The following is a 26,218-nucleotide window of genomic DNA, read 5'->3' as shown; positions in this document are numbered from 1 at the left end:
CTGTATGCGATGGCAAGCCATTTTTAATCACTGAACGACATGTCGCACATATTTGAAACGGTCGAGAGCCACATTTGCTTAAATAGGCCAAAAGATGTTGAAGCATCGGCTATTTTCTGCTTGCCAAACTGGCTGCGCCAGACCCCGCATTCTGATAGCGTTTTAACAAAACTTTCATCGTTTTGACGCATCTCCTTCTCGACGTTTTCGCTTTTTCGTCGCTTATAGCGTTAAAAAATTTGAATCTTTATGGAATGTCATATGCAACATTTGAATATCGATGAACGGGGGCCAATTTATTCAATGCTCCTCCGCCCCTTTACCGTCGGAAAGCGCATTCACCATCGGCCTTCAGCCCTGTCACCGCACGGCATGCGCCAGAGCGTGACGAGAGCCGGCAACCGCGCTGACACGCCGACCAACGGCTGCATAAGCATGCAACGTCCTGACGCCTCCCCCGCTGGCCGGTGGCTTCATCCTAAATAATCCGAAAACCCTAAATCTGAATAACCGGAATAACCTTATGAATAGCGAAAGTGCGGCATTGAATTAAATCCGGAAAATCGGGTGGTTATTTGAATCCCACCCCGCACTTATCAATTTTGCTAATTACTGCCACGCTTTCAAACCGTTGATCTTATTCTTTCCTCTGTACCACCGGGTGGATAGACAACGCCTGCTGCGAGTCCTGCAACGCGATGCGCTCGCCAATCTTCAGCGGATGGAATTGATGCTGTTCCAGCCCCGCCTCGCTCAGCGCCAGGTTCAGTTGCTGCGGCGGTTCGTCCAGCGATTCATCCGCCAGTTCGAATACCCCCCAATGGATGGGAATGGCTCGCGGCTGATTCAGCTCGCGATACAGCGCCACCGACTGCTGCGGATCCATATGCTGCTCCTGCATGAACCAGCGCGGCGCATAGGCGCCAATGGGCAGTGCCGCCACGTCGAACGGGCCCAGCCGTTGACCGATTTCCGCCAACCGCGCCGAATAGCCGCTGTCGCCGGAAAAATAGAACCGCAGCGCCGGATGATGGATCACCCAACCGCACCACAGCGAGCGATTGCGATCCCACAACGTGCGCATGCTCCAGTGCCGCGCCGGCGTGGCGTAGACCGTCAGCCCACCTAACGACAGGCTCTGCCACCAGTCCAGCTCATGCACCTTCAGCCGATAACGGCGGAACCAACGCTTCAAGCCGAGCGGCACGATAAACTCGGCCTGTGGGAAGCGCCGCGCCAGCTGCCGTACCGTGCGCCTGTCGAGATGGTCATAATGATTATGGGAGATCAGCACGGCATCCACCGCCGGCAATTGCTCCACCGTCAGCGGCGCCGGCGTTCTGCGCTTCGGCCCGTAGAAGCTCAGCGGCGAGGCGCGTTCGGACAACACCGGGTCGATCAGGATATAGCGGCCACCCAGCCGCAATAGCATGGATGCATGCCCCAGCCACCAGATGCTGTCATCGCTGCCGCTGAGATCGGCGGGTTGCCACCAGCGTTCGGTAAATTGCGCGTAGCCCTGCTGCGGCGGCCTGGGCAGCCCCTGCCGCTTGCGCTCATCCTGCCAACGCTGCAGGTCGCCCTCCTGGCGCTGAGAGGGTTCCGGGTTGCGAAATCCCTCCGGCGTGTGATGCGCCTTGGCCGCATCGTAGTAACGATTGATTCTCTTCATCCAGCCCCTTCTCCTGACCGCTGCGCCCCCTGCATGGGCGTGACTTTCAGTGTAACAAACCCGACGAGACTCGCACTTCGTCAGCCGTGCGCTGCATTGCGGGACCTTTTGCCGTATGCTGTTGTCTCACTCCGGTGAGACAGCCAGGGCCGCCAAGAGCCCGTTAAGACTCTCTTAAGATCTTTGTGATTGACTTGTAGGGCATACAGAAAAGGAGAAGTTATGAGTCGTTCTACATCCCGCAAATCAGGCATCGGCCTGGGGCGCCGTATTCGCAGCGCGCTGCTGGCGCAGAAGCAATACTGGAAAATGTATTTCGCCATGAAGCTGCGCCGTCTGCGCGTACCGGCGCCACTGGTTCTGCTGGGCGGTTCGCTGCTCGGGTTTTTCATGCTGACCCTGCTGATGCTCAGCGTGGTCGCCATCGACGTGATCAGCACTCTGCTGCTGCTCTGCCGGAAACTGCTGGGGCGGGGTCACGGTGAGGGGCGCGCCTTTATGCCGCGCGGCTGACGTAGAAAAGAAGCGGAGGCGCAGACTACGCCTCCGCCGCATACCGATTAGCGCTTGGCGCCTTTACGGCGCGTCAGCATAAACCCGCACCACAGCACCGCAATCCACACCGGCATCAGCAACACCGAAATGCGGATCCCTTCGCTGAAATACATAATCACCAGAATCAGGCCGAGGAACGCCAGGCACAGGTAGTTGCCGAACGGATACCACAGCGCCTTAAAGCTGGGAATGACGCCCTGGCGATTCTTGGCGGCGCGGAATTTCAGGTGCGCCAGGCAAATCATCACCCAGTTGATCACCAACGTTGACACCACCAGCGCCATCAGCAGCTCAAACGCCTTGCCGGGCATCAGGTAGTTGATCAGCACGCCAATCGAGGTAATCAACGCCGACAGCGCGATGGACAATACCGGCACGCCGCGTTTATTCACGCGCGTCAGCGCCTGCGGCGCATTGCCCTGGCTGGCCAGCCCGAACAGCATGCGGCTGTTGGCGTAAACGCCGCTGTTGTAGACCGACAGCGCGGCGGTCAACACCACCACGTTGAGCACGGTCGCCACCAGATTGCTGTTCAGCGCATGGAAGATCAGTACGAACGGGCTACCGCCCTCCACCACTTGCCCCCATGGATAGAGCGACAGCAGCACGGTCAGCGAGCCGATATAGAAGATCAGAATGCGGTACACCACCTGATTGGTGGCTTTGGGAATGCTGCGGCGCGGATCGGCGGCTTCCGCCGCGGTGATGCCGACCATTTCCAGCCCGCCGAACGAGAACATGATGACCGCCATCGCCATCACCAGTCCGGAGAAGCCATGCGGCATAAAGCCGCCCTGCTGCCACAGGTTGGTGATGCTGGCCTGCGGGCCGCCGTTCCCGCTGACCAACAGCCAGGCGCCGAACACGATCATGCCGACAATCGCCACCACTTTGATGATGGCGAACCAGAACTCGGTTTCGCCGTACAGACGCACGTTCACCAGATTAATCAGGTTGATCAGCACGAAAAACAGCGCGGCGGAGGCCCAGGTGGGGATTTCCGGCCACCAGTACTGAATGTAGATGCCGACGGCGGTCAATTCCGCCATGCCGACCAGAATGAACATTGCCCAGTAGTTCCAGCCGGAAAGGAAGCCGGCGAAGTCGCCCCAATATTTATAGGCAAAGTGGCTGAAAGATCCGGCGACCGGCTCCTCCACCACCATTTCACCCAGCTGGCGCATGATTAAAAACGCGATAAAACCGCCGATGGCGTAGCCCAACAGCACGGCGGGGCCGGCCATTTTAATGGTTTGCGCAATGCCGAGAAATAAACCGGTACCGATGGCGCCCCCGAGGGCAATAAGCTGTATGTGTCTGTTTTTTAAACCGCGTTTTAGCGGAGTGTCCTGATGCTGACCGCCCATCTTATCCTCATATGGCGTACACCCTTGCCGTTATCGGCCAAGATTTCACCAATCAATAAATGTATCTGCGGGCGGCTTTTTAACATTTAACCCCGTGAGCATCAAGGAGAAGCGCCCCGAGACGGCGGGCCGGAGCGCGATTTTTTTACCGTGAGAAAGCGGATAAGGGCGGCGTTTAGCCCGGCATTCCGCACAGTTTGGTCAGGTTGCGCGCGCCGATCATCAGCGTGGCGACATAAGATTGGCTACGCGTGACCACTTCCACCGCCACGCGATCGTTTTGATATTTTATCAGGTAGGTCGAGGGCCAGCCCTGACGGCGCTGGCCGAAGCTTTCGGCATGACGATCGATCGCCGCATGGGCAATCACCAGATGAGACAAGTTTTTATCACCTTTGATAATGCGCTTCATAAACAGCCTCCGCCAACGACAGCTCTGTTATTAGAAAAAGGAGAAACTCTTACCAATCACCGGTATTGTTCGAATCAGTTAGCCTGCCGGCTCATCAGGAAGCAGATCATCGCCGCGCGCAGCGGGCTGACGCTGTCCGCCTGCCATTCACCGCCCTGGGTGCTCATGCGCGCCTGCCATTGCGGGCTGTCGCTTTGGTTATCGGGGTTCAGACTGATTTTGTTGGCGCAAATGATCGGCCAGGCATCGGAGGGATTCTTGCAGTAATCTTTACCTTTCACACCACCGTAGGGATACCACTTGTCCGGGTTCTCCCCGGTCAGCAGCGCGATGCTGCGGTTCACTTCGGCATCGCTTTCTTCGTACCATTTAATCATCGGCTTTATCCATCTTTCGTAAGGTTCGCGCTACATTACGATGTCTGTACGACAGTTTTATGACAGCGCCGCCGGTTTTCACATTATCTCTACTAATGCTTTGCCCCCTTTATCTTTCCTTAGCGCCTGCGTACACTTTTCCCTCTGTTCAGCGCCCAGGAAATGCATGCATGTTGACCGGCCTCAATCACCTGACGCTCGCCGTCAGCGATCTCGATCGCAGCTTCGAATTTTATCGTCATCTGTTGGGGTTTACCCCGCACGCCCGCTGGCAGGGCGGCGCTTATCTCTCGTTGGGGGCGTTGTGGCTGTGTCTGTCGCGGGATGAGGCCCGGGCGCAACAAAGCGCGCGCGATTACACCCATTACGCCTTCAGCGTAGCGCCGGAACACATTGAGCAGGTCAGCGAGCGGCTGCGCCAGAACGGCGTCAAAGAGTGGAAGAGCAATCGCAGCGAAGGCGAATCGCTCTATTTTCTCGATCCTGACGGGCACCAGTTGGAGATCCATGCCGGCGATCTGGCCAGCCGCCTGGCGGCATGCCGGGAAAAGCCGTATCAGGGCATGGTGTTTTACTGAGGCGCCCCGGCGGCGCTGCCGCCGGCCGGAGCATCAAGCTTAACGTTCGGGGATAAAACCTTTGAAATCCAGCGCGGGGCTGAGATCGTCGTCGTCAGCAGCATCGCCGCCATCAGCGCGTGCACGGTGCGCCAGGCGTTTCAACAGCGCCGTTTGTTGGCGTTGTTGCTCGGCAATCTCCTGCAGCAGACGAATCTGCTCGTTGGCGCGCACGCTGGCGCGGTTCACCAGAAACCAAACCCACAGCCCAACCAGCAACGCCACGGCGGCGAGGGCCAGCGACAACAGGCCGTTCTGGCCAAAACCTAAATCGTACATGGACAACCCTATCTACTGCGACATTCAGGCCGCCATCTTAACACTCGCGGCGGCCGTGCGAACATCCCTGCCAAAAATTGCTTACCAGGGCACGAAGCGCGTTACCGAGCAGATGCCCAGCGCAAAGTTTCCGCCATCGTCGCAATAACTGTCCAGCGCCAACAGGTAGAAAAACAGGCAGGCAGCGACGGCCGTCATTATCACGAGGATTTTTTTTCGCAACAAATTTAGCAGCCTCATTGTTATCTGGGTAATCTATCGCGCATGTTATCACAGCGAAGTTAAACGAAGTTTAACTTGTCGTTTAGATTTCTGGCCATCGCCCGATTTTCAGACTGTTACCCTTGCCGTCATGCCGTTGCCGTGGCTAGATGGGCCCTCAGGGACAATGAGGAAGCACAATGAGCAGATTGATTAAGTGGGTACTGGTGTTGGCGGTCATTTACGGCGGCTTTTTGATCTCGGGTTACGGCGTGCTGATAGGCAGCAACAAAAACGTTGGCGGGTTGGGATTGCAGTGCAAATACCTGACGGCGCGCAACGTGGCGATCGCCCAGTACGTCAATGGCGACAACGGTTTCATCGGCGTAGCCGACTGCCCGCTGTTCAAGAAAATCGAAACGGTGGTGGATTAACCGCCACCGCCCGACGCCGCCGCCCTGCGGCGGCCCCTCCTCAGCTGCGGGTGAACTTCATCTCGATCAGCGCAATCGCCTTGTCAATCGCGCGGCGAGTCACCGGATCGGCGCCTGCAGGATGCGTGGAGAAATCGATGCTTTTAAGCTGACCCGCCATCTTGTCACGCACTTCGGTAGGCGCAATCACGTCGATAACGTCCAGAATCTGTTTGATGACCAGTTGGCAAGCGACCAGATCGGAAGCCAGTTCCTGCTCGTTGCTCAGCATGTCAGACATAATAATTTTCCTCTTGATTCAAACGCCGCACAGAATAGCACGCCGCCTGCACCATTGCCCGCTCTCCCCGCCTTTTTCCCCCTTCTGCGCACCGCCGGGCAAAAGCCCGCGGCGGATTAGCCTATACTTGCAGCATGACGGTGGCAAAAACCACCCGTAAGCCACAACCAACAGGAGAAAGTTATGGCGAATCACAATGTGAAATCCTGGGCGACAGTGCGTGAAACTTCGGTGGAAATCGCCGAAGCTATTTTTGAACTGGCAGGGAACGACGAAGTGTTGGCACAGAAGATCTGGGAAGAAGGCAGCGACGAAGCGTTGGAGAAGGCCTTTGCCAAAACCACCGCCGATCAGCTTTATTGGGGAGAGGAAACCGTCGAGCGGAAAAACGTTTGAGCGGCTACGCAACAAAAAGCCCGGGTTTCTGACCCAGGCTTTCCCGATTCGCGATCGTCCCGCTCAGCGGCGTGCAATGTCTCTTGCTCTCACGGTTCTTCACCTCCCACACCTTCCGCATTTTTCATGCTCATCACCGGCATCGCCATAAAAGCACCGACGCCCACGATTACAACCAGAGTAATAATCACTGTCATTAACATGCGATCACCCCATCAACGTTGAGTTGTTACGGCTGACTCTGTTTTGGCGGTTACTTGCTGTGGCCTTTTCCGCGTAACCCACCGCGGCGGCGACAGTCTCAGATTAGCCGTTTTTCCTTTCTACTGACAAGCTGTGGTTGAACGGTTTTTCCGAATAATTGCCCCCCGTCACCGGCGGCGTTTTTGTCCGCGGCGGCAAGTTGTGTATACTTCACCGCTATGTAGATCTCACACTGACGCACTGATGATACAAGAACACCATCTCTCATTGGTCTGCGCCCTCAGCAAATGGGTCGAAACTCACCTTGGACGAGTGATCCATCTCGAAGAGCTGGCCGAGTACTCCGGCTACTCGCTGTGGCACATGCAGAAGCTGTTCAAAGAAGCGACAGGGATTTCGCTGGGCAAATACATTCGCGAACGCCGTCTGGCCGGCGCGGTTTACCAACTGCGCAGCAGTGAAGCGTCGATCTTCGATATCGCCCTGGACTTTGGCTTCGGCTCACAGTCCCACTTCACCTACATGTTCAGAAAGCGTTTTAATATCACGCCTTATGATTTCCGTCAGGATTTGAGCGTCGATCTGCACATCGCCCCGCCGTTGCACGTCATTCACCAAAAATCCGCCTGACGCCCGCCGTAAACCGGCGGGTTAACGCGCCCCCCATACCGCCAGCATCGCGATCAAGGCCGGCAGCGCCTGCACCCACAGGATCTTGCGGCTGGCGGTCAGCCCGCCGAACACCCCGGCCGCTAACACGCACCCGAGAAAGAACAGCTGCAGCGCCATGTCCTCACGCCAGTAGCCCCATGCCAGCCCCAGCGCCAGAAAACCGTTGTACAGCCCCTGATTGGCGGCCAATACCCGCGTGGCCGCGGCAAACTCCGCCGTTGTACCGAAGGCGCGTCTGCCGAGCGGCGCACGCCACAGGAACATTTCCAGCACCAGGATATAAAGATGGAGCACCGCGATGAGCAACAGCAAAATATCGGCAAACAGCTTCATGAGTGTCCCTATCGCTTATTGAAGATGTCATTAAGTATAATCGCGTAGCCTCTATCGCCAGACAACGGCGATAAAAAAACCCGCCGAAGCGGGTTTATGCAGGAGTCATTTTTTGAGGTTAGTTTAATACGGCGACCAACAATGCCGCGACAGAGACCCAAAACAGCGCCGTGGCAATCACGACATGGGACAGTCTTGCACGATAGAGTACCTGGCTCATAATGACCTCACTGACATCTGACTAACGGGAGACAACCTGACTTCCTGAGGATTATCCTAAACTTCTTCTCATTGTCATTATATGCGCCAGATCACTGTTCTGCCGATAAACCTTATTCTGTGGTAAAGCTGGAGCCGCGATCACAGTAATTTCGCCTTATTAGAGCGAAATAAGCCGAATAATCGCGGCGATTATATCCTAACGCTATCAAACATCGCCCCAAGGCAGGCGCGGCGCGGTCATCCGCTCGCCGGAATAACCGCTCACCGGCGGAAAACGCGGCGCCCCTTGTTCCCAATCATGCTGGGCCCGAGTAATTTCAGCCTTGGTATGACCAACGAAATTCCACCAGATAAGAATCTCTTCGTTTAACGGCGCGCCACCAATTAATAATCCCCGGCTGCCTTTCCGTGCATTTAACTCGATAGAGTTATTCTTCATGCCCAAATAGGCAAACTCGTCAGGTGAAAAGGTTTCACCATTAAGTTCGAATTCTCCCATCAGCGGCAAGAAGCCGATTTCATAGTCATCGCGCAGCGGCAATTGCACCGTCGCCGCTTCCTGCCATTCCATATCTATGGCGATTAATGGCGAAAGGGTAAATACCGGCGAACGATAAGCGTCAAATTCGCCGACCAGCAAACGGTGATTCACGCCGTTATTCTGCCACTGCGGCAAGTCAGGATAATGATCGAAACGCGGTGCCATGTCGGCATGTTCGGCCGGCAACGCTATCCATAATTGTGCAGCATGCAATCGCCTCGGTTCGCCCACCGACTGTTCAGTATGTGCGATCCCGTGCCCAGCGGTCATCAGATTGACCTGGCCCGGACGGATCACCTGCTCGCTGCCGAGGCTGTCGCGGTGCAGCACTTCGCCTTCGATCATCCAGGTGAACGTTTGCAGACCGATGTGCGGATGTGGCCCCACATCCATGCCGGGCGAGGTACCGTTGAATACCGTCGGCCCGGCGTGATCGAGAAAGCACCAGGCACCGACGGTGCGCCTTTCCCGGGTTGGCAGCGCGCGGTTGATCGGAATGCCCCCCACTTCGGCGTTACGCACGGCAATACGCTGGATCTGGCGCACGCCGTCAACGACGGGGCACTCGCGTGAGGGTGAAGAGAGCGTAGGACGGGACTGACTCATCGCAAAGACCTCCTGAATGGCGCCGATTCGCCAAGGGATAACCGTCCCAGCTTAACACAGGACAGCTCACCTCACAGATCGGCGGCGCTCAGGCGCATTCGCGCGGATTAGGACGCTTTGATATAGCAGCTTTTGATGTCAACATCGTCGTGCGCGTGCCTGAGATCGGAGAAATAGGTCACGCCAAAGAGAATTGATACCACCAGCAGCACGGAAACCAACAGGCCGATAATCGCCAGCAGTTTGGTTTCATCATGGAGATTAGGCTCCATTTTATCTCCCCTAGTTAATCGCGTCAGGTCACCCACAGCGTGACCGCCAGCGTAAAGATAATCAGTGAGCAGGACGCCACCGCCAACACGACGATAGCAAATTGCGCATCACCCAAGGTTTCTCGATAGTTTTTATCCGTTGAGGCGTTACGCTGTTGTTTCACTAAATCGGTTTTCACTCGTTCAACTGCTGCATTGCTGTTTGGCGGGGCAAAAGGCCCCTCAATATAAGGCGTTAACGTTGCCGCCTTGGGCGTTCCGGCCTCAACCGGGGCATGACGCTATCAACTTTCCCCATCAGGGTCAACACCGCACCTGCCGGCGAGCGAGCGGGTACACAGGGTAGATGTAACCGACATTGATATAGCAAGGGAATAAGAGACGGCGATTACAGAGGACAAAAAAAAGCCCGGTACGCAACCGGGCTCTGGCAGAGCGACAGATTATTGCGGGATACGCAATACCTGCCCCGGATAGATCTTGTCCGGGCTCGACAGCATCGGCTTGTTGGCTTCGAAAATCTTGTTGTACAGATTGGCGTTGCCGTACATCTCTTTGGAGATCGCGCTCAGCGTATCGCCCTTCTTCACGGTGTAGAAACGGCTCTCGGCGTCGGATTGCGCCACCGCCACCTTGTCTTCCACGCCGCTGATGCCGGCCACGTTGCCGATCGCCACCAGAATCTTCTCTTTCAGCTCCTGGCTGACGGCATCGCCGGTCACTACGGCTTTACCATCGACCACCTGCACATCGACTTTGTCGGTGCCTGGCAGGCCGCTCTTATCGAGATGCTCCTTGAGTTTGGCGCTTTGATCTTCGGCGGAGGCATTGCCGGTGACTGTATCCCACAGTTTTTCGCCCGCTTCTTTGACGAAGTTAAACAAGCCCATATTCACTCCTTTTGATGGTTGCACTGATGCATTGAAGTAAGGCTTGTTAAGCTTAGCATCGTCAAAAGGATATGCCATCCGCTCCCGGCGTCAGAAATGGTTAGAGAATTCCGAAAGTGCCGTCAGCGGCGTCTCGATGGCGATTTATCACGCAATGATGCTGAAAAATCGCGCTTTTTTACCTACACTGTTGCCTACAGGGCGGTTCGACGAAGGAGGCATGCAACGATGTACGCATTGGTGATGTTTGTCTGTTATCTGGATGGCGGCTGCAGTGAAATGGTGGTCGATATATTGCGCGACGAACCGCAATGCCTGATCGCGATGAAGGAACAGAACCTGCGCCACGCCGGTTGTTATCCCATGGAAGAGTTTATCGACGGCTTTTGGTTACCGGCCAGCGAATATTCGGATTTTTAACGCCTTCCCCGTCCGGTGCTGAGGAATTTCTGATTTCATCGGAAACTTCGTCTGCCTCCGAGGCTTTAGGCCGCTGTTTTGCTAAATTGCGGCTCCCGAAGAAGAGAGACAGAGAAAGGTCATGTCAGCATCAGCTCATTCCAACGAGCATTATGAAATTCTGCTGCGCAACGTCAGCCTGGCGTTGGGCGATGCGGTGTTGCAGTTAATCAAAAACCATAAAAAGGTCTCCGGCAGCAATATTCTTTCACAGTTGGTCACGGAGATAGAACGCGAGCAGGATCAGCAACGTTTCGCCGCGCTGCGTTCTGCCATCGAACTGGTGGGATTGGCGCCAAAAGGCTGAGCGCCTGAAAAAACGAAGGCAGGGCTTGCGCCCTGCCTGATTACCGATCCCGACACAGGATGAAGGTAATGATGGAAACTTAGAAGCGGTAGGTCAGGTTGACAGCAACAATGTCGTCGGTGCTCAGCTTCAGTTTGTTGCCGTCGTTCAACTGGTTGATCTTGTAGTCGACGTAGGTGTACATGTTTTTGTTGAAGTAGTAAGTCGCGCCCACTTCCACGTATTTCACCAGATCGACATCGCCAATCCCTTCAATGTCCTTGCCTTTGGACTGTACGTAGGCCACGGACGGACGCAGGCCGTTTTCGAACTGGTACTGAGCCACAACTTCGAAGTTTTGCGTTTTATTGGCGAAGCCTGAAACGCCGTTGCCGCTGATCGGCGTCATGTTGCGCGTATCGGCATACATGGCCGCCAGGTACACCTGGTTGGCGTCATATTTGATTGCGGTGGTCCAGGCGGTAGCCTTATCCCCTTTACCATACTTCAGCGCTTTCTGGTCGCTGGTACGGTTGGAATCAGAGAACGCCGCCGCTACGCCGATGCCGCTGCCGCCGATGTCCTGATAGTCCAGAGACATGCCGTAGCCGTCGCCGTTTTGCTTGCTGACGCTGCGGCCGTCACCGTCGTTTTTACCCTGGTACTGCAACGCCAGGTTCAGGCCTTCCACCAAACCGAAGAAGTCACGGTTGCGGTAGGTTGCCAGGCCGTTGGAGCGCGCGGTCATGTAGTTGTCGGTGTAGCTGTAGGAGTCGCCGCCGAATTCCGGCAGCATGTCGGTGTAGGCTTCGGCGTCGTACACCACGCCGTAGTTACGGCCGTAGTCGAATGAACCGTAGTTGGCGAACTTCAGGCCGGCGAAGCCCAGACGCGTTTTGGTGCCGGTGGTGCCCTGCGCTTCGTCGTGGTTGGAAGCAACCTGGTATTCCCACTGGCCGTAACCGGTCAACTGATCGTTGATTTGGGTTTCGCCTTTAAAGCCCAGACGAACGTAAGTTTTGTCGCCGTCTTCACCCTTGTCTTTACTGAAAACGTGTTTGGCAGCAACGCGGCCGTACAGGTCGAGTTTATTGCCATCCTTATTATAGATTTCAGCCGCGTTGGCGAAGGAGGTGACCGCCCCGAGGGCGACAGCTAAGGCTAATACACTGCGTTTCATCATTTATTTTCCTAGATATTATAATTAGAACCCTGCCCGTCACGCCCAATTTATATTTTGGGCTGTGATTTTATCTTTTGGTATTTTATGAGCTCCCCTAATGCGGGGGTGATGTGACATTAGCATCATGAATCAAAACTTAAAATCAAAAAGTTCATGAAACAACGAGGAGAAAGCATGTTTATTTGTAACTAAATATTACAACAAAGGAATTGCACAACTCATTGAATATAAGAATATTTTATCACATAAGTTATAACCAAAATGGTGCAATGCACCAATGTAGTGCATTTTGGTTTCGTTTTGTGTGCTTTCTGCACGATCCCAAAGTAACAACAAAATTAGCATGGTTATTAAAAACGTTACTTATTTCACATTTTTATCTTAACAAATTCACCAGGCAATTAAGACTTTCAGCTAATCATCTGACACCGCCTTTTATTCATTCACATAAGGGAATCTCTTCGGAACGAATAAAATTCGCCTTACGCCAATTAAAATAGCGGGAAATAGCAGAATAAAATAATGAAGGGAATAACGGCGGCGCGCTGACGGCGCCGCCGTGGATAAATCAATACAGCGTAGAGCGGGGCACTTCGTTCAACAACATACCGGCACGCAGGCCCAACGCCACATTGGGGTTAGGGAACAGTATCCACGCGCCCTCCTGGCCCACGCGATAGTCCTCCTGCGGCTGCTCGCACAGCAACATGCCCGGTTTCAGTTCGGTGAAGTTGGCCGTGTCATCGCCCAGGTGCAGCTTGAAATCTTCGCTGTGCTTGATCAACGAGTGCATCACGCGGAAAACCCGAATCTCATCGGCCGCACGCGCCGGCAGGGGCCCTTCACTGACCGCCGCCCGCAGAGCGAGATCGATGGCGGCGAACTGCTGCAGATCGTTGCTGCCGAACGGCCGCGCCTTGCCCAACTCGAGCGTACAGCTCGCCGCATTGAGATGTTCGCTGGAATAATGGCTAAAAGTGCCGCCCGGCGCGCTGTGTACCACCAGCGCATCCAGATCGGCCGCATCCAGCAGCTTCAACATCGGCTCGCTGTACGGGCGTTTCTGGAAAGGCAGAATGCCAAAGCGCGGCAAACGCGATTCACGGATGGCGGTGTGCAAATCGTAATGGAAACGCGCCGCCTGTTCCCCATCGAAAAAGGCGGCGAGCGCACGCTCCAGCTGCTGCGCACGCACGGTTTCGCCGCTGGCGGCGAAGTTGCGGTAGCGGCCGCCGAACATGCGGTTCATATCGCTGTGCAGATAACGCTTGCCGGCCCGCATCGCCGCCGGGTTACCCAACACCACCAACAGCCGCACCCTCAGCGGCAACCGGCCGGCCAGCAGGTCGCCGACCAGCTGATTGAGCAGTTCGATCGGCGCAGTTTCGTTGCCGTGCACCCCCGCCGACATCACCATCGCCTGGCGGTAGGGCTGCCGCGGCGTGAGCTCCAGCACCCCTTCCCCCTGCCAGCGCCAGCGCAGCTGCGGTGTTTCACCTTGCCATTCGACGGGTTCGTTCCCTTCCAGCGTCAGGGGCAGTAGATCGATCATGCCGCCTCCCTTAGCGTTGGAATGGATAGATAGAGCCGAGACCGAGGATCGACGTCAGCGAATCCAGCGCCTCGCGCCCTTCGCGCAGCAGCAGCGGGTCGGCCAGGTCATCCTGCGTCAGGCGATCGCGATAATGGCGGTCGACCCATTCGTTCAGCGTCGCGAACAGCCGCTCGTTCATCATCACGCGCGGGTTAACCGCCCGCAGCTCCTGCTCGTTAAGCGCTACCCGCAGCCGCAGGCAGGCCGGGCCGCCGCCGTTGCGCATGCTTTCACGCAGGTCGAACACGCGAATTTCATCGATCGGGCCGCCGCTGCCGACCATGTCGTTGAGATAACGCCACACGCCGGCGTGCTGACGCGACTCCTCCGGCACGACGATCATCATCTTGCCGTTCGGCTTGGTAAGAATTTGGCTGTTGAACAGGTAGGTCGCCACCGCGTCCGCCACCGAGACGCGCTCCGTCGGCACTTCGATCGCCACCAGCTCGCTGTCCAGCGTCGCCATCTTGCGGCGCACTTCATCCAGCGCCTGCTGCTGGCGGTAAAACGCCTGCTGGTGGTGGAACAGCACGTTCTGGTTGCTGACCGCAATCACGTCGTTATGGAACACGCCCTGATCGATCACCGCCGGATTTTGCTGCACGAAGACCGTATGCTGTTCGTCCAGCTGGTGCAGGCGAGCGATCGCCTCGCCGGCTTCGCGCGTCTGGCGCGCCGGATAACGCGCCGGCGCCGTTTCGCCGCCGAACTCCTGCCGACCGTAGACGAACACCTGCACGCTGCGTTTGGCATAGTCGCCGCCCAAACGGTTGTGGTTGGCCGCCCCTTCGTCACCGAACAACGCCACCTGCGGCAGCGCTTCATGGTGGGCGAAATGCCGATCGTCGCTGAACATCGCCCGCAATACGGCGGTGGTGGTTTCCGCTTCGATGGCGCGATGGAATTTGTTATTCAGGTTGGCGGCGGTGAAATGCACCTTGCCGTCGGCGCTGTCCGCCGAGGGCGACACGGTGGCCGCATTGGCGGTCCACATACACGATGCCGAACTGAGCGCCGACAGCAGGCGCGGCGACTGACGCATCGCCTGCGCCAGCACCGCCTCATCGCTGCCGCTGAAGCCCAGGCGACGCAGCATCGGCAAATGCGGGCGTTCCTGCGGCGGCAATACCCCTTGCTGGAAACCGAGATCGGCCAACGCCTTCATTTTCAGCAAGCCTTGTTTCGCCGCCAGCTTCGGGTTCGATACGCTGTTTTGATGCTGCGTCGACGCCTCGTTGCCGAACGACAACCCGGCATAGTGGTGCGTCGGCCCCACCAAACCGTCGAAATTGACTTCATATCCTGACATGTTCATCCCCTGGGGATAGCGTGCGGCGACGCCGGCGCGCCGCCGCAGACGATTAACGGAACGCCAAGCCCGGCGAGAGCGTCGTCGGCAGCGACAGGCTTTCACTTTCCAGCGAAGCCATCGGCCAGGCGCAATAGTCCGCCGCATAGAAGGCGCTTGGGCGATGGTTGCCGGAGGCCCCCACGCCACCGAACGGCGCCGCGCTGGACGCCCCGGTCAGCGGCTTGTTCCAGTTGACGATGCCGGCGCGCGCTTCCAGCAGCAATCGCTCGAACAGCTCGCGCTGCGGCGATACCAGCCCCACCGACAGGCCGTAGCGCGTCCGGTTGGCCAGCTGCAGCGCCTCGTCGAAATCGCGGTAACGCACGATGGTGGTCAACGGCCCGAAATACTCTTCGTCCGGTACGCCGGCCACGCCGGTCAGATCGACGATGCCCGGGCTGAGCAGCGAGCTGCCCGGCTCCAGCAGGCGCATGGTCAGCAGCGATTTGCCGCCTAGCGCCAGCAAGTGCTGCTGCGCTTTCAGCATGTTTTCCGCTGCGGCTGCCGACACCACCCCGCCCATGAACGGCTGCGGTTCGGCATCCCAGCGGCCGACCCGCAGTTCGCCCGCCACCTGGACCAGACGCGCGATAAAGGCATCGCCTTCGGCCCCCTGCTTCACCAGAATACGGCGTGAACAGGTGCAGCGTTGGCCGGCGGAGATAAACGCCGATTGGATAGCCAGGTTGACCGCCGCATCGCGATCGTCGAAACCGTCGACGATCAGCGCGTTGTTGCCGCCCATCTCCAGCGCCAGGATCTTCTCCGGCTGCCCCGCCAGTTGGCGATGCAGGTGATAGCCGGTGCCGGCGCTGCCGGTGAACAGCAGGCCGTCGATATCCGCGCTGGCCGCCAGCGCTTCGCCGGTCTCGCGGCCGCCTTGCACCAGGTTGATCACCCCGTCCGGCAGACCGGCCTGCAGCCACAGCTTGAGGGTCTCCTCGGCGGTCAGGGGCGTCAGCTCGCTCGGTTTGAATACCACGCAGTTACCGGCCAACAGCGCCGGCACGATATGGCCGTTCGGCAGATGGCCGGGGAAGTTGTAAGGCCCGAACACCGCCAGCACGCCGTGCGGACGATGGCGCAGCACCGAAGCGCCGTCGGCCATCGCCGTCTGGCTAAAGCCGGTGCGCGTCTGATAGGCCTGCAGCGAAATGCCCACCTTGCCGATCATCGCCTGAATTTCGGTCAGCGTTTCCCAGCGCGGTTTGCCGGTCTCGCGGCTGATGGTTTCCGCCAGCGACTGCTTGTGTTCTTCCAGCAAGGCGGCGAAGCGTTTTACCAGCTGTTCACGCTGCTCGAACGGCGTACGTGCCCAGGCAGGGAACGCGGCACGCGCGGCTTCGCAGGCGGCGGCAACGTCACCGGCATCGGCGGCGTTGGCTCGCCACAGCGGCTGGTTGCCGACCGGATCGGCTTTGCCGAACTCGGCGCCGCGGCCCTGCCGCCAGACGCCGTTAATCAACAGTGCTGGATGGGACATCATGCTTTCTCCTGTGCAATAAGGGGGAGCACCCGCACCGGGCTGCCCTGCTCGACGCCCAGCGCCGCGGCGGTGGCGGCGTTGATATGCAGGCGGTCGTCATACAGATCGGCATTGACCAACAGTGCGCGGTAGTTCTGATAGTTGTCGTTGGCCACCAGATGCACCGGCGCATCGGCGCGCATCGGCGTGTCATCCAGCACCACTTTCACCAGGCGGCTCTGCTTCACCGCGCGGATGTGATCGATCTCGGCTTCCAGCGTCGGGCCACCGTCGAAGATATCGACGTAGCCCTGATAGCTCAGGCCTTCCGCCTCCAGCAAGCGGCGCGCCGGCAGGGTTTGCGGGTGCACCTCGCCGATCACCTTCTGCGCATCTTCGGCCAGGAAATCGACATATAACGGGTGTTTCGGCATCAGCTCGGCGATAAACGCCTTCTGCCCGGTGCCGCTCAGGTAGTCCGCCTTGGCGAACTCGATGGAGAAGAAATGGTGGCCGACGCTCTCCCAGAACGGCGAACGGCCGTTTTCATCGGAGAAACCGCGCATCTCGGCGATCAGGCGCCGTGAGAAACGCTCGCGGAACGCGGCAATAAACAGGAAACGCACCTTCGACAGCAGCTTGCCGTTCTCGCCGTGACGATAATCCGGATCGAGGAACAGCGTGCACAGCTCCGAATGGCCGGTATGGTCGTTGCTGAGGAACAGCGTCGGCACCGATTTATAGACGTTCAGCTGTTTGGAAGCGTGCACCTGCGTGCCGACGCGGAAGCTGTACCAGGGTTCCGCCAGGCCGACGGCCACTTCGATCGCACAGACACCCACCGCCTGCCGGCGCTCGCTGTCCTCCAACACGAACAAATAACACTGGTCACTTTGCGGAAGTTCGCCTTGCCAGGTTTTTAACGCCCGCTCAATGCGTGCCGACAGGGTATCTTCATTTTGCGGCAGTGAAGTGAGACCAATGCCGGATTTACCGGCAAGCGTCAGTAAATCCGCCAGATCGCGACGCTCTATAGGGCGAATAATCATCATAATGCGAACCTCTTCTGAATCAGGCTGCGCCGGTGAAGGCGCAGCCCGCTGATTAGCTGCAAATGCGCGCCACGGCGCGCGCGAATCGCGCCAGCCCCTCTTTCACATCCTGCTCAGGGATGATCAGCGACGGCGTGAAACGCACCACGTCCGGGCCGGCGATCAGCGCGATAACGCCTTCTTCATTGGCCAGCTGGGTGATCTGCTTCGCTTTGCCGGCATAGTCTTTCGTCAATTGGCAGCCGATCAGCAAACCGCCGCCGCGAATCTCGGCGAAAATCGGATACTGGCGGTTGATGTCGTTCAACCCGTCGATAAACCACTGGTGACGCTGTTTGACGCCTTCCAGCACTTCCGGGGTGTTGATGATGGAGAACACCGCCCCCGCCACCGCCGTCGCCAGCGGGTTGCCGCCGTAGGTCGTGCCGTGGGTGCCGACGCCCAGCGTTTTCGCCAGCGCATCGGTGGTCAGCATGGCGCCGATCGGGAAGCCGCCGCCCAGCGCTTTGGCCGTGGTCAGCACATCAGGCACCACGCCGTACTGCATGTAGGCATACAGGTGGCCGGTGCGGCCGACGCCGGTCTGCACTTCGTCGAAGATCAGCAGCGCATTATGGCGATCGCACAGTTCACGCAGCCCCTGCAGGAAACTGGCTTCCGCCGGTAGCACGCCGCCTTCGCCCTGGATAGGCTCGACGATCACCGCACAGGTGCGATCGTTGATAAGCTCGGCCGCCGCGGCCAGATCGTTATACGGCGTATGGGTGATGCCGCCTGGCAGCGGTGCAAAGTCCTGCGAATATTTTGGCTGGCCACCGGCGGACACCGTAAACAGCGTACGGCCGTGGAACGCGTTGTTGAACGCCACAATCTGATCTTTACCGGCGCCGTGCTGGTCGTGCGCATGCTTGCGCGCCAGTTTCAGCGCCGCTTCGTTGGCTTCGGCGCCCGAGTTACAGAAGAACACCTTGTCGGCGAAGGTGGCGTCGATCAGCTTTTTGGCCAGGCGCAGCACCGGTTCGTTGGTATAGCCATTGCCCAGATGCCACAGTTTGCCCGCCTGCTCCACCAGCGCCGCCTTGACCGCCGGGTGCGCATGCCCCAACGCGTTAACCGCGATGCCGCCGGCGAAATCGATGTAAGACTTACCCTGCTGATCCCACACCTGCGATCCTTCTCCCCGCACCAGAATAAAATCGGCAGGGGCATAAACCGGGACCATCCAGTCATCGAAAGACTGGCGGGTAACTGCGATTGGCTGTTCCATAGTGACCTCATAATCTCAGCAAAGGCTGAATTTTGACTGTAAGGACCGCTCAAGCCCGGCTAGGCCGCCACAATGCAAAAAAACCGTTGTTCAAAACCGACTTTCCCGACGGAGAAAATGCTGTCCCTTACCGCTGATTTAGAAACAAATCTGTTACATAAAATCGGTTTTTCACTATTTATGGCGTATATCCGGTCCCTGAGCGGGGAGTAAATGTTAACGAGCAGTTAAAATACATGTCGTTTGATAAAGAGTGTAGAGCAGCTATCGTGCCAAAACGGGATTTTTGCCGTATTTTGCTATTTTTTACGTTAAAACAACGGCTTATAATGAATATTTATTCATTTTCTATGCATTGGTAATGCATAAATTAAAAAATAAGGCCTAAAATCATCATTGCGCGCGAAATCCTATTCAATTACGAAAAACTTCAGGATTTCTGATCGGGCTCGCAAAAATAATTTCCCCCCCTTTGCTCGCTATCACGCTTTTTGCCCCCATCGGGTGCAGCGGTGCGCCAAAATTGTGCAACGCGGCAGCGACGCAGAGATCTCCCCCGCCATGCTCCCGAAACAGGGCCGCGCTGACCGTGGCTCCTGCTTTGTGCGCCAGCGTCTACACTGTGATCCTGACCGCCCCTTCTCTTCTGCGCACAAGGAGTCACCATGCCCAAGAAAACCGTCGATCTCAGCCAGCCGCACGCCCAGCACGACATCCGCGCGTTTCTCGACGCGCTGAATGCCGGCGGCGGTAAACCCATGGAACAGATGAAGCCCAAAGAGGCGCGCAGGGTCTTGGAGGACGCGCAGCGCAGCGTCGAGGTGCCGCTGCGCGAGGTCGAGATCAGCGAGAAAACCATTCACGTAGAAGGTCAGGATATTCTGTTGCAGCTGGTGCGGCCGGCCAGGGTCAAAGAGGCGTTGCCGGTATTCATGTTCTTTCACGGCGGTGGCTGGGTGCTGGGCGATTTCCCCACCCATGAACGGCTGGTGCGCGATCTGGTGCACAGCTCAGGCGCGGCGGCGGTGTTCGTCAACTATCCCCGTTCACCGGAGGTGCGCTACCCTGAGGCGATCAACCTGGCTTACGCCGCCACCGAATGGGTGGCCGAGTACGGCGAGAAGATCAACGTCGACGGTTCGCGGCTGGCGGTGGTCGGCAACAGCGCCGGCGGCAATATGGCGGCGGTGGTCAGCCTGATGGCCAAAGAGAAAGGCATACCGGCGCTGCGTTGCCAGATCCTGCTGTGGCCCGTCACCCGCGCCCAGTTTGATACCGACTCCTATCATCAGTTCGCCGAAGGCCATTTCCTGACTCGCAACATGATGAAGTGGTTTTGGGACAGTTACGCGCCCGATAAGGCGCAGCGCAAAGACATCTACGCCTCACCACTCAACGCCACGCCGGAACAGCTGCGGGGTTTGCCGCCGGCGCTGGTGCAAACCGCCGAGCTGGACGTGCTGCGCGATGAGGGCGAAGCCTACGCGCGTCTGCTCGATGCCGCCGGCGTCGAGGTCACCTCCACCCGCTATAACGGGCTGATCCACGACTACGGCCTGTTGAATCCGCTCGCCCACGTCCCGGCGGTGCATTCGGCGATCCATCAGGCCGGGCGCGCGTTGAAGCACTACCTGTCCTGACGCTAGCCGACCACATGGCACGCCACCTGATGACCGGGCGCCACGCTGCGCAGGCGCGGCGCCTGTTCACGGCACTGCGCCGTGGCCTGCGGGCAGCGCGGATGAAAACGGCAGCCGTGCGGCGGGTTGGCGGGATTGGGCGGCTCGCCGCTTGCTGCCCGCGGCAGCGAGCGATGCACATCCAGCGTCGGCACCGCCGCCAGCAAGGCCTGCGTGTAGGGATGCAGCGGCCGGCGAAATAACGCATCGCGGTCGGCACTCTCGACGATCTGCCCCAGGTACATCACCGCCACGTCCTGACACAGGTGCTCTACCACGCCGAGATCGTGCGAAATAAACAGCAGCGTCACCCCCTGCCGTTCCTGCAAATCGGAAAACAGATTGATGATCTGCGCCTGAATCGACACGTCGAGCGCCGATATCGGTTCGTCGGCGACGATAAACTCCGGCTGCAGGATCAGCGCGCGCGCGATGCCGATGCGCTGGCGCTGGCCGCCGGAAAACTCATGCGGAAACCGCCCGTAATGCTGTGGAGACAGCCCGCAGATCGACAGGGTATCGAGCACCCGCTCGCGCAGTTCCGCCTTGCTCGCCAGGCCGTGCTGCAACAGCGCTTCGCCGATGGCGTCGCCCACGCGCAGGCGCGGATTCAGCGAGCTGTACGGATCCTGAAACACCAGCTGCATTTTCGGCCGCAGGGCGCGCAACGCCTCTTTGCTCAGGCTATCCAACGCCTGCCCTTTGAACATCACCTCGCCGGCGGTTTTGTCGTGCAGGCCGAGCAGCGTGCGGCCAACGGTGGTTTTGCCGCTGCCGGACTCGCCCACCAGCCCGAAAATGCGGCCCTTGCGAATGCTGAAGCTGACGTCGTCCACCGCCTTCAGCTGGCCGGTGGTTCGCCCGAACAGCCCGTCGCGCAGCGGGAAATATTTCTTTAATCCTTTCACTTCCACCAGAGGTTCAATCGACATGCGGGCGCCCTCCCGCGTTGAGGAAACAGGCGGACTGGCGCTGCGGTGTGCCGTACAGCGGCGGAATGCCATCGCGGCAGCGAGCGGAGGCCTGCGCACAGCGCTCGGCAAACGCACAGTGTTCAGGCAAGCGCGCCAGATCCGGCACCTGGCCGGGAATGGAATACAGACGGCGGAGCCGCTGGCCCGGCACCGGCCGCGAGGCGATCAGCCCCTGAGTATAAGGATGCCGCGGCTCGGCCAACACTTCCCGGGTCGTGCCCTGCTCGACGACGCGCCCGGCGTACATCACCGCCAGCCGGTCCGTCATCTGGGCGATCACCCCGAGATCGTGGGTGATCAAGATCATCGCCATGTTGTGTCGCCGGCTCTGCTCGCGCAGCAACGCCAGGATCTGCGCCTGTACCGTGACGTCGAGCGCCGTGGTCGGCTCATCGGCGATCAGCAGCGCCGGGCGGCATCCGATCGCCATGGCGATCATCACGCGCTGCAGCATGCCACCGGACAGTTGATGCGGGTAGCAGCGCATCAGCGCCTCCGCGCGCGCCAACCCCACTTCCGTCAAGAGTTGAATCGCCTGACCCCAGGCCGCTTTCGGCGACAGAGCCAGGTGGCGAATCAGCGGCTCCACCAGCTGTTCGCCGAGGGTCAACACCGGATTGAGCGCACTCATCGGCTCCTGAAAGATCATCGCCAGCCGGTTGCCGCGCAGATCGGCCATCTTTGATGCCCGTAGCGACAGCAGGTTCTGCCCTTCAAAGCGAATTTCACCGCCGTCTACCTGCGCCAACGGCTGCGGCAGCAGCCCCATCAGCGCCATGGCGGTCACGCTTTTGCCGCAGCCCGACTCGCCGACGATCCCCAGCGTTTGCCCGGCCTGCAGCTCAAGGCTGACCTGCTGCACCGCCCGCACCGGCCCTTGCTCTCCCTGAAACGACACCGACAGTCGATCGAACGCCACCAGCGGTTGGCTCATCGTGTTACCCCGTTCATTTTCGGATCGAGCGCGTCCCGCAGACCGTCGCCCAAGATATTGATCGCCACCACGGTGACGAAGATCGCCAGCCCCGGCGGCATCCACAGCCAGGGGCGGCGCTGAAAGTCGATCAGGTTGTTGGCGGCATCCATCATGTTGCCCCACGATGGCGTCGGCGGCACCACGCCCAGCCCGAGGTAGCTCAACGCCGATTCGCTGAGAATGGCGTTAGCCACCGCCATGGTGGCCACCACCACCAAAATCGGCACGGTGTTGGGCAGCAGATGGCCGAACAGACGCCGCCGGGTGGAGAGCCCCAGCACCTCGGTGGCCAGCATGAAATCCCGCTCGCGCAGCGACAGGATCTGGCCGCGCACCAGCCGCGCCAGCGACGGCCAGCCCAGCAGGCTCAGCATGATCATCACCATGTAGATGCGGTAGTCCGGCGAGACGTCGAGCTCGGTCAGCATCGCCCCCATGATGATCAGCAGCGGCAGGCCGGGAATGGTCATCAGCAGATCGGCGAAGCGCATGATCAGCCTGTCCGCCACGCCGCCCAAATAACCGGCGAGCGCCCCCAGCACATAGCCCAGCGTCACCGACAGCAGCATCGACACCAGGCCGATGGTCAGCGATATCCGCCCCGCCAGCAGCAGCCGGGTGCAGATATCGCGGCCGAGAAAGTCGGTGCCCAACCAGTGCGCGCCGCTCGGCGCCTGATTGATATTCAGCACATCGCCGGCGTCGTCGCGCCACGGCGACAGCGACGGCCCAATCAGGCACAGCAACGCCAACAGCACCAGCAACGCCAGCGAGATCATCGCCGGCCGGTGGCGACGCAGTCGTCGCCAGGCCTGCGCGGCGGGCGGCGGCGACAGTTGCGCCAGCGCGGGCAGTTGGGCCTGACGCCAGCGGCGGCGGCGGCCGAAAAACAACGTAGCCAACATAGCGTTACCTCAAACGAATGCGCGGATCGGCATAGGCGTACAGAATGTCCGCCAGCAGATTGCCGAGAATGGTCAAGGCTGCCAGAAACAGCGTGAATCCCATCAGTACCGGGTAATCACGCGCCGCCAGCGAATCGATATGGATATGCCCGGCGCCCGGCCAGTTGAAGATTTTTTCGGTGATCAGCGCGCCGGAGAACAATCCCGGCAGCTCGAACCCCAGCAGGGTGACGATCGGCAACAGCGCATTGCGCAGCGCGTGTTTGAGGATCACCGTTTTCTCCCTGAGCCCCTTGGCGCGCGCGGTGCGGATATAGTCCATGCGGATCACGTCCAGCATGCTGGCGCGGAAATAGCGCGTCAGGCTGCCGGCCTGCAGCATCACCAGCGCCAGCACCGGCAGCAGCAGGTGCGCCGCCACTTCCAGCGCCCACGCCAGCCCGCTCGCTTCGCTTCCGGTGCGCAGCATGCCGCCCGCCGGTAGCCAGTGCAGATCGACGGCGAACCATTTGATCAGCAGCAGACACAGGAAGAACGTCGGAAACGACATGGCGGCGAACACCGCCACGGTGATCAGATGATCGAACAGCGAATAGGGTTTCATCGCCGAGATCACCCCCACCGCCAGCGCGATGCCCCAATACAGCACCATCGCCACCGCCGCCAGCAGGAACGAGTTCCAGATGTATTGGTTCAGCAGCGTGCTGACCGGGATCTGATACTGCAGCGAAAAACCGAGATCGCCCTGCAGCAGCCGGCCGAGCCAGTGCAGGTAGCGGCTGAACAACGGCTGATCCAACCCGTACAGCGCCCGCAGCTCGGCGGCGCGTTGCGCGGTCAGGTTGATGTTGCCGTCGATAAAGTCACCGGGCGCCAGGGCGAAGATGCAAAAAATCAGTAAGGAAGCCAACAGCAGCATCGGGATCGTCTGCAACAGACGGCGCAGGATAAAATTTCTCATCGCGAATTCCATCGCCGCCGCCCGGAGTGGCGCGGCGGCGTCAGGGCGTTACGGCGCCGGTTTGACGTTCGGCAGGCTGCCGACCAAGCCGTTGTAGATATCCGGTTTAAAGCCGGTGACGCGCGCGCTGCTGGCGCTCAAAATCTCGCGGTTGCCGAGCAGGATCACCGGTGGATCGTCCGCCAGCGCCTGATACAGCTGATGGTAAAGCGGCTTGCGCTGCGCGATATCCAGCGTGGCATTGGCCCTGGCGATCAGCGCGTCTACCTGCGGATTGTGATAACCGGTCTCGCTCTCGCGACTGATGAAATCGCGCACGCCATCGTGCGGATCGTTCAACGTGCTGGTGCTGAGCGACACCAGGTCGTAATTGCCCGCCTTGCGCTGCGCCAGCAGCGCGTTGAAGTCCAATACCTGCGGTTTCAGCACCACGCCGAGCCGGCGGTAGTTGTCCTTGGCGATCGGCACCAGCGCATCGTTGATCAGCTTTTTGGTCACCAGCAGCGTCAGCTCCAGCTTCTTACCGTCTTTTTGCCGAATGCCGTCCGCGCCCACTCGCCAGCCGGCCTCGTCCAACAGCTTCCCAGCCTTGTCGAGATCGTAAGCGTAGGGATTGATGCCGTTCGCGTCATAGGCCCAGGAGATAGGCGAGATCGGCTGGTTGGCGACCTTGCCATACCCCTGGTACACCACGGCGATCAGCCTTTGCCGATCCAGGCCGTAGATCAGCGCCTGACGCACCCGTTTGTCCTGCAGCGCCGGGCGCTTGAGATTGAAGTCGATGCGGCTGTAATCGCTTGAGCTGTAGAGGTTGATATTGGCGAAGCCGAGCAGCTTGAGCTGTTCGATATCGTCCGGCTTGGCGGTAAAGGCGTCGTAGTCGGTCTCACCGGTCTGGAACAGCTGGAAGTTGGTGGCCGGGTTGGTGACGCGGTAGATAAAGCGCGCCATCGGCGGCGCACCGAGATAGAAGTTCGGGTTGGCGTGGAAGCGGATCTCCTGCCCCGGCACGTACTTGTCGTAAATATAGGGGCCGTTGCCGAGCGGCTTGCCGTTGAAGGCGCGCACGCCGTCGAGCTTGCCGCGCTGATAGTCTTTGCCGTAGTAAGCCCGCGACAGCACCGGGCCGCCGATCAGTTGCAGCGTAGTCGCGCCCGGTTGGGTGGTGACGATCTGAATGGTGCGATCGTCGATCACCTTCAGGCCGCTGATGCCGGCGGCGGTGCCGTTTTTATACTCGGCGCCACCCTGGATGTGCGCCGGCGTGATGTCGGTGTCGCCGTCATAGGCCGGATCGTGCAGCAGCGTCAGGGTAAAGGCGATATCGTCGGCCTTCAGCGGCGAACCGTCGCTGTAGACCAGATTCGGCCGCAGCTTGATGGTGTAGGTCAGATTATCGGGGCTGACCTGCCAGGACTCCGCCAACCGCCCTTCCGGCTTGCCCTGGCTGTCCAGGCCGATCAGGCGGCTGAAGATCACGTCGGTCACGTTCTCGTCCCAGCCGTTGGTGAACAGATACGGGTTGAAAATCCCCTGCGGCTCCGAGATGCCCGCCACCACGGTGTCTTTACGCAGCTTGGCGGCGGCCGGCACCCGAGCGGCGTCGCTGGCCGGCGTGATGCCTTCGGCCAGCGTTTCCGCCTGCACGCCGGCGCTCAGCCCCAGCGCGCAGACCAGCGCCAGCGGCGTCAGCCGATAACGCAACAGTTTGTTTAGCCTATTTTTTATTCCACTCA

Annotated in this window: 31 protein-coding genes; 8 read left to right on the top strand and 23 right to left on the bottom strand. The window is 59.1% G+C overall.

Annotated elements, in window-relative coordinates:
• Positions 1–637: 637 nt before the first annotated feature.
• The gene (locus WCL58_RS01310) at positions 638–1,672 is read right to left on the bottom strand and encodes an MBL fold metallo-hydrolase (protein WP_100395667.1); all 1,035 of its coding nucleotides are present in this window, start codon (positions 1,670–1,672) and stop codon (positions 638–640) included.
• Positions 1,673–1,894: 222 nt separating this feature from the next.
• On the opposite strand from WCL58_RS01310, the gene WCL58_RS01305 reads away from it, so the two are divergent.
• Positions 1,895–2,185 (top strand): hypothetical protein, encoded by a 291-nt coding sequence (locus WCL58_RS01305; protein ID WP_044031054.1) that lies wholly within the window; start codon positions 1,895–1,897, stop codon positions 2,183–2,185.
• A 47-nt stretch (positions 2,186–2,232) separates the two neighbouring features.
• On the opposite strand, the gene WCL58_RS01300 is transcribed toward WCL58_RS01305, so the two are convergent.
• The 3 genes from WCL58_RS01300 to WCL58_RS01290 all read right to left on the bottom strand — a co-directional run bounded on the left by WCL58_RS01300 (position 2,233) and on the right by WCL58_RS01290 (position 4,383).
• Entirely contained in the window at positions 2,233–3,594 is a 1,362-nt protein-coding gene (locus WCL58_RS01300; RefSeq protein WP_038877059.1) for an amino acid permease, read from the bottom strand.
• A gap of 175 nt (positions 3,595–3,769) precedes the next feature.
• Positions 3,770–4,006 carry a DUF4060 family protein gene (locus tag WCL58_RS01295; protein ID WP_004927680.1) on the bottom strand — a complete coding sequence of 79 codons (237 nt, stop codon included), beginning with the start codon at positions 4,004–4,006 and terminating at the stop codon, positions 3,770–3,772.
• Between the two features lie 74 nt (positions 4,007–4,080).
• Entirely contained in the window at positions 4,081–4,383 is a 303-nt protein-coding gene (locus tag WCL58_RS01290; protein ID WP_038877055.1) for a phage protein NinX family protein, read from the bottom strand.
• A 170-nt stretch (positions 4,384–4,553) separates the two neighbouring features.
• Here WCL58_RS01290 and fos point away from each other — a divergent pair, with 170 nt between their 5' ends.
• Positions 4,554–4,961, top strand: coding sequence for a fosfomycin resistance glutathione transferase (fos, locus tag WCL58_RS01285; protein WP_038877053.1), 408 nt, complete (start codon positions 4,554–4,556; stop codon positions 4,959–4,961).
• A gap of 39 nt (positions 4,962–5,000) precedes the next feature.
• Here fos and WCL58_RS01280 read toward each other — a convergent pair whose 3' ends face one another.
• Positions 5,001–5,279 carry a YebO family protein gene (locus WCL58_RS01280; protein ID WP_060423990.1) on the bottom strand — a complete coding sequence of 93 codons (279 nt, stop codon included), beginning with the start codon at positions 5,277–5,279 and terminating at the stop codon, positions 5,001–5,003.
• An 81-nt stretch (positions 5,280–5,360) separates the two neighbouring features.
• Positions 5,361–5,519, bottom strand: coding sequence for a PhoP/PhoQ regulator MgrB (locus tag WCL58_RS01275; RefSeq protein ID WP_004927688.1), 159 nt, complete (start codon positions 5,517–5,519; stop codon positions 5,361–5,363).
• Positions 5,520–5,680: 161 nt separating this feature from the next.
• Between WCL58_RS01275 and WCL58_RS01270 the strand changes: the two genes are divergently transcribed.
• Positions 5,681–5,914 (top strand): YobH family protein, encoded by a 234-nt coding sequence (locus WCL58_RS01270; protein ID WP_038877047.1) that lies wholly within the window; start codon positions 5,681–5,683, stop codon positions 5,912–5,914.
• 40 nt (positions 5,915–5,954) lie between these two features.
• Here WCL58_RS01270 and WCL58_RS01265 read toward each other — a convergent pair whose 3' ends face one another.
• Positions 5,955–6,194 carry a DUF2766 family protein gene (locus WCL58_RS01265; protein ID WP_025303170.1) on the bottom strand — a complete coding sequence of 80 codons (240 nt, stop codon included), beginning with the start codon at positions 6,192–6,194 and terminating at the stop codon, positions 5,955–5,957.
• Positions 6,195–6,377: 183 nt separating this feature from the next.
• Here WCL58_RS01265 and WCL58_RS01260 point away from each other — a divergent pair, with 183 nt between their 5' ends.
• Positions 6,378–6,590, top strand: a complete 213-nt coding sequence (locus WCL58_RS01260; protein ID WP_004927694.1) for a YccJ family protein — start codon at positions 6,378–6,380, stop codon at positions 6,588–6,590.
• 447 nt (positions 6,591–7,037) lie between these two features.
• Positions 7,038–7,424, top strand: a complete 387-nt coding sequence (locus WCL58_RS01255; RefSeq protein ID WP_063990191.1) for a helix-turn-helix domain-containing protein — start codon at positions 7,038–7,040, stop codon at positions 7,422–7,424.
• Positions 7,425–7,445: 21 nt separating this feature from the next.
• Here the strand turns inward: WCL58_RS01255 and WCL58_RS01250 are convergent, their stop codons facing one another.
• From WCL58_RS01250 to lysM, 5 genes are all read right to left on the bottom strand, one after another.
• Positions 7,446–7,793 (bottom strand): DUF1304 domain-containing protein, encoded by a 348-nt coding sequence (locus WCL58_RS01250; RefSeq protein WP_225529049.1) that lies wholly within the window; start codon positions 7,791–7,793, stop codon positions 7,446–7,448.
• Positions 7,794–8,226: 433 nt separating this feature from the next.
• A complete protein-coding gene (locus tag WCL58_RS01245; protein ID WP_060423995.1) occupies positions 8,227–9,168 on the bottom strand; it encodes a pirin family protein in 942 nt (313 codons plus the stop codon).
• 107 nt (positions 9,169–9,275) lie between these two features.
• Positions 9,276–9,440: a hypothetical protein gene (locus WCL58_RS01240; RefSeq protein WP_164491940.1), complete on the bottom strand. Its 165-nt coding sequence runs from the start codon at positions 9,438–9,440 to the stop codon at positions 9,276–9,278.
• A 23-nt stretch (positions 9,441–9,463) separates the two neighbouring features.
• Positions 9,464–9,619, bottom strand: a complete 156-nt coding sequence (locus tag WCL58_RS01235) for a hypothetical protein (protein WP_016927390.1) — start codon at positions 9,617–9,619, stop codon at positions 9,464–9,466.
• A 264-nt stretch (positions 9,620–9,883) separates the two neighbouring features.
• On the bottom strand, positions 9,884–10,330 hold the full coding sequence (gene lysM / locus WCL58_RS01230) for a peptidoglycan-binding protein LysM (RefSeq protein WP_016927389.1): 447 nt from the start codon (positions 10,328–10,330) through the stop codon (positions 9,884–9,886).
• Positions 10,331–10,558: 228 nt separating this feature from the next.
• On the opposite strand from lysM, the gene WCL58_RS01225 reads away from it, so the two are divergent.
• Together WCL58_RS01225 and WCL58_RS01220 are read left to right on the top strand one after the other, a co-directional pair.
• Complete coding sequence (locus tag WCL58_RS01225; protein ID WP_038877040.1) at positions 10,559–10,750, top strand: YebW family protein; 192 nt, start codon at positions 10,559–10,561, stop codon at positions 10,748–10,750.
• 121 nt (positions 10,751–10,871) lie between these two features.
• A complete protein-coding gene (locus tag WCL58_RS01220; protein ID WP_060423997.1) occupies positions 10,872–11,096 on the top strand; it encodes a biofilm development regulator YmgB/AriR family protein in 225 nt (74 codons plus the stop codon).
• Between the two features lie 79 nt (positions 11,097–11,175).
• Here the strand turns inward: WCL58_RS01220 and ompC are convergent, their stop codons facing one another.
• The 6 genes from ompC to WCL58_RS01190 form a co-directional block, all read right to left on the bottom strand.
• Positions 11,176–12,258 carry a porin OmpC gene (ompC, locus tag WCL58_RS01215; protein ID WP_336850344.1) on the bottom strand — a complete coding sequence of 361 codons (1,083 nt, stop codon included), beginning with the start codon at positions 12,256–12,258 and terminating at the stop codon, positions 11,176–11,178.
• A gap of 568 nt (positions 12,259–12,826) precedes the next feature.
• Positions 12,827–13,810: a succinylglutamate desuccinylase gene (gene astE, locus WCL58_RS01210; protein WP_087763053.1), complete on the bottom strand. Its 984-nt coding sequence runs from the start codon at positions 13,808–13,810 to the stop codon at positions 12,827–12,829.
• A 10-nt stretch (positions 13,811–13,820) separates the two neighbouring features.
• Positions 13,821–15,161 carry an N-succinylarginine dihydrolase gene (gene astB, locus WCL58_RS01205; protein ID WP_038877031.1) on the bottom strand — a complete coding sequence of 447 codons (1,341 nt, stop codon included), beginning with the start codon at positions 15,159–15,161 and terminating at the stop codon, positions 13,821–13,823.
• A 52-nt stretch (positions 15,162–15,213) separates the two neighbouring features.
• Positions 15,214–16,686, bottom strand: a complete 1,473-nt coding sequence (gene astD, locus WCL58_RS01200; protein WP_060424118.1) for a succinylglutamate-semialdehyde dehydrogenase — start codon at positions 16,684–16,686, stop codon at positions 15,214–15,216.
• Complete coding sequence (astA, locus tag WCL58_RS01195) at positions 16,686–17,720, bottom strand: arginine N-succinyltransferase (RefSeq protein ID WP_038877029.1); 1,035 nt, start codon at positions 17,718–17,720, stop codon at positions 16,686–16,688. Before astA ends, astD begins: the two co-directional genes overlap by 1 nt.
• Before the next feature lie 52 nt (positions 17,721–17,772).
• Entirely contained in the window at positions 17,773–18,987 is a 1,215-nt protein-coding gene (locus tag WCL58_RS01190) for an aspartate aminotransferase family protein (RefSeq protein WP_070914693.1), read from the bottom strand.
• Between the two features lie 665 nt (positions 18,988–19,652).
• Here WCL58_RS01190 and WCL58_RS01185 point away from each other — a divergent pair.
• Positions 19,653–20,627: an alpha/beta hydrolase gene (locus tag WCL58_RS01185; RefSeq protein ID WP_084827680.1), complete on the top strand. Its 975-nt coding sequence runs from the start codon at positions 19,653–19,655 to the stop codon at positions 20,625–20,627.
• A gap of 2 nt (positions 20,628–20,629) precedes the next feature.
• Here WCL58_RS01185 and WCL58_RS01180 read toward each other — a convergent pair whose 3' ends face one another.
• From WCL58_RS01180 to WCL58_RS01160, 5 genes are read right to left on the bottom strand one after another with little or no spacing between them, the layout of a single operon-like run.
• Positions 20,630–21,598, bottom strand: coding sequence for an ABC transporter ATP-binding protein (locus WCL58_RS01180; protein WP_060424011.1), 969 nt, complete (start codon positions 21,596–21,598; stop codon positions 20,630–20,632).
• Positions 21,588–22,574 carry an ABC transporter ATP-binding protein gene (locus WCL58_RS01175; protein WP_060424013.1) on the bottom strand — a complete coding sequence of 329 codons (987 nt, stop codon included), beginning with the start codon at positions 22,572–22,574 and terminating at the stop codon, positions 21,588–21,590. The genes WCL58_RS01180 and WCL58_RS01175 overlap by 11 nt, the downstream gene beginning before the upstream one ends.
• Entirely contained in the window at positions 22,571–23,521 is a 951-nt protein-coding gene (opp4C, locus tag WCL58_RS01170; RefSeq protein ID WP_336850341.1) for an oligopeptide ABC transporter permease, read from the bottom strand. The genes WCL58_RS01175 and opp4C overlap by 4 nt, the downstream gene beginning before the upstream one ends.
• A 4-nt stretch (positions 23,522–23,525) precedes the next feature.
• Complete coding sequence (locus WCL58_RS01165; protein ID WP_048234726.1) at positions 23,526–24,482, bottom strand: ABC transporter permease; 957 nt, start codon at positions 24,480–24,482, stop codon at positions 23,526–23,528.
• Positions 24,483–24,530: 48 nt separating this feature from the next.
• Positions 24,531–26,186 carry an ABC transporter substrate-binding protein gene (locus tag WCL58_RS01160; RefSeq protein WP_084827677.1) on the bottom strand — a complete coding sequence of 552 codons (1,656 nt, stop codon included), beginning with the start codon at positions 26,184–26,186 and terminating at the stop codon, positions 24,531–24,533.
• Positions 26,187–26,218: the final 32 nt, after the last annotated feature.

Origin of the sequence: Serratia sp. TMDUHS_CL (assembly GCF_037137105.1) — a bacterium.
GTDB lineage: Bacteria > Pseudomonadota > Gammaproteobacteria > Enterobacterales > Enterobacteriaceae > Serratia > Serratia nevei.
The sequence above is the reverse complement of the archived record's forward strand: the minus strand, read 5'-3'. Positions and strand labels throughout refer to the sequence as shown.

What these genes read in the sequence shown, in the direction of transcription:
- WCL58_RS01310 (WP_100395667.1), bottom strand. Translation starts at nt 1,672, where the DNA reads ATGAAGAGAATCAATCGTTACTACGATGCGGCCAAGGCGCATCACACG.
- WCL58_RS01305 (WP_044031054.1), top strand. Translation starts at nt 1,895, where the DNA reads ATGAGTCGTTCTACATCCCGCAAATCAGGCATCGGCCTGGGGCGCCGT.
- WCL58_RS01300 (WP_038877059.1), bottom strand. Translation starts at nt 3,594, where the DNA reads ATGGGCGGTCAGCATCAGGACACTCCGCTAAAACGCGGTTTAAAAAAC.
- WCL58_RS01295 (WP_004927680.1), bottom strand. Translation starts at nt 4,006, where the DNA reads ATGAAGCGCATTATCAAAGGTGATAAAAACTTGTCTCATCTGGTGATT.
- WCL58_RS01290 (WP_038877055.1), bottom strand. Translation starts at nt 4,383, where the DNA reads ATGATTAAATGGTACGAAGAAAGCGATGCCGAAGTGAACCGCAGCATC.
- fos (WP_038877053.1), top strand. Translation starts at nt 4,554, where the DNA reads ATGTTGACCGGCCTCAATCACCTGACGCTCGCCGTCAGCGATCTCGAT.
- WCL58_RS01280 (WP_060423990.1), bottom strand. Translation starts at nt 5,279, where the DNA reads ATGTACGATTTAGGTTTTGGCCAGAACGGCCTGTTGTCGCTGGCCCTC.
- WCL58_RS01275 (WP_004927688.1), bottom strand. Translation starts at nt 5,519, where the DNA reads ATGAGGCTGCTAAATTTGTTGCGAAAAAAAATCCTCGTGATAATGACG.
- WCL58_RS01270 (WP_038877047.1), top strand. Translation starts at nt 5,681, where the DNA reads ATGAGCAGATTGATTAAGTGGGTACTGGTGTTGGCGGTCATTTACGGC.
- WCL58_RS01265 (WP_025303170.1), bottom strand. Translation starts at nt 6,194, where the DNA reads ATGTCTGACATGCTGAGCAACGAGCAGGAACTGGCTTCCGATCTGGTC.
- WCL58_RS01260 (WP_004927694.1), top strand. Translation starts at nt 6,378, where the DNA reads ATGGCGAATCACAATGTGAAATCCTGGGCGACAGTGCGTGAAACTTCG.
- WCL58_RS01255 (WP_063990191.1), top strand. Translation starts at nt 7,038, where the DNA reads ATGATACAAGAACACCATCTCTCATTGGTCTGCGCCCTCAGCAAATGG.
- WCL58_RS01245 (WP_060423995.1), bottom strand. Translation starts at nt 9,168, where the DNA reads ATGAGTCAGTCCCGTCCTACGCTCTCTTCACCCTCACGCGAGTGCCCC.
- WCL58_RS01240 (WP_164491940.1), bottom strand. Translation starts at nt 9,440, where the DNA reads ATGGAGCCTAATCTCCATGATGAAACCAAACTGCTGGCGATTATCGGC.
- lysM (WP_016927389.1), bottom strand. Translation starts at nt 10,330, where the DNA reads ATGGGCTTGTTTAACTTCGTCAAAGAAGCGGGCGAAAAACTGTGGGAT.
- WCL58_RS01225 (WP_038877040.1), top strand. Translation starts at nt 10,559, where the DNA reads ATGTACGCATTGGTGATGTTTGTCTGTTATCTGGATGGCGGCTGCAGT.
- WCL58_RS01220 (WP_060423997.1), top strand. Translation starts at nt 10,872, where the DNA reads ATGTCAGCATCAGCTCATTCCAACGAGCATTATGAAATTCTGCTGCGC.
- ompC (WP_336850344.1), bottom strand. Translation starts at nt 12,258, where the DNA reads ATGATGAAACGCAGTGTATTAGCCTTAGCTGTCGCCCTCGGGGCGGTC.
- astE (WP_087763053.1), bottom strand. Translation starts at nt 13,810, where the DNA reads ATGATCGATCTACTGCCCCTGACGCTGGAAGGGAACGAACCCGTCGAA.
- astB (WP_038877031.1), bottom strand. Translation starts at nt 15,161, where the DNA reads ATGTCAGGATATGAAGTCAATTTCGACGGTTTGGTGGGGCCGACGCAC.
- astD (WP_060424118.1), bottom strand. Translation starts at nt 16,686, where the DNA reads ATGTCCCATCCAGCACTGTTGATTAACGGCGTCTGGCGGCAGGGCCGC.
- astA (WP_038877029.1), bottom strand. Translation starts at nt 17,720, where the DNA reads ATGATGATTATTCGCCCTATAGAGCGTCGCGATCTGGCGGATTTACTG.
- WCL58_RS01190 (WP_070914693.1), bottom strand. Translation starts at nt 18,987, where the DNA reads ATGGAACAGCCAATCGCAGTTACCCGCCAGTCTTTCGATGACTGGATG.
- WCL58_RS01185 (WP_084827680.1), top strand. Translation starts at nt 19,653, where the DNA reads ATGCCCAAGAAAACCGTCGATCTCAGCCAGCCGCACGCCCAGCACGAC.
- WCL58_RS01180 (WP_060424011.1), bottom strand. Translation starts at nt 21,598, where the DNA reads ATGTCGATTGAACCTCTGGTGGAAGTGAAAGGATTAAAGAAATATTTC.
- WCL58_RS01175 (WP_060424013.1), bottom strand. Translation starts at nt 22,574, where the DNA reads ATGAGCCAACCGCTGGTGGCGTTCGATCGACTGTCGGTGTCGTTTCAG.
- opp4C (WP_336850341.1), bottom strand. Translation starts at nt 23,521, where the DNA reads ATGTTGGCTACGTTGTTTTTCGGCCGCCGCCGCCGCTGGCGTCAGGCC.
- WCL58_RS01165 (WP_048234726.1), bottom strand. Translation starts at nt 24,482, where the DNA reads ATGAGAAATTTTATCCTGCGCCGTCTGTTGCAGACGATCCCGATGCTG.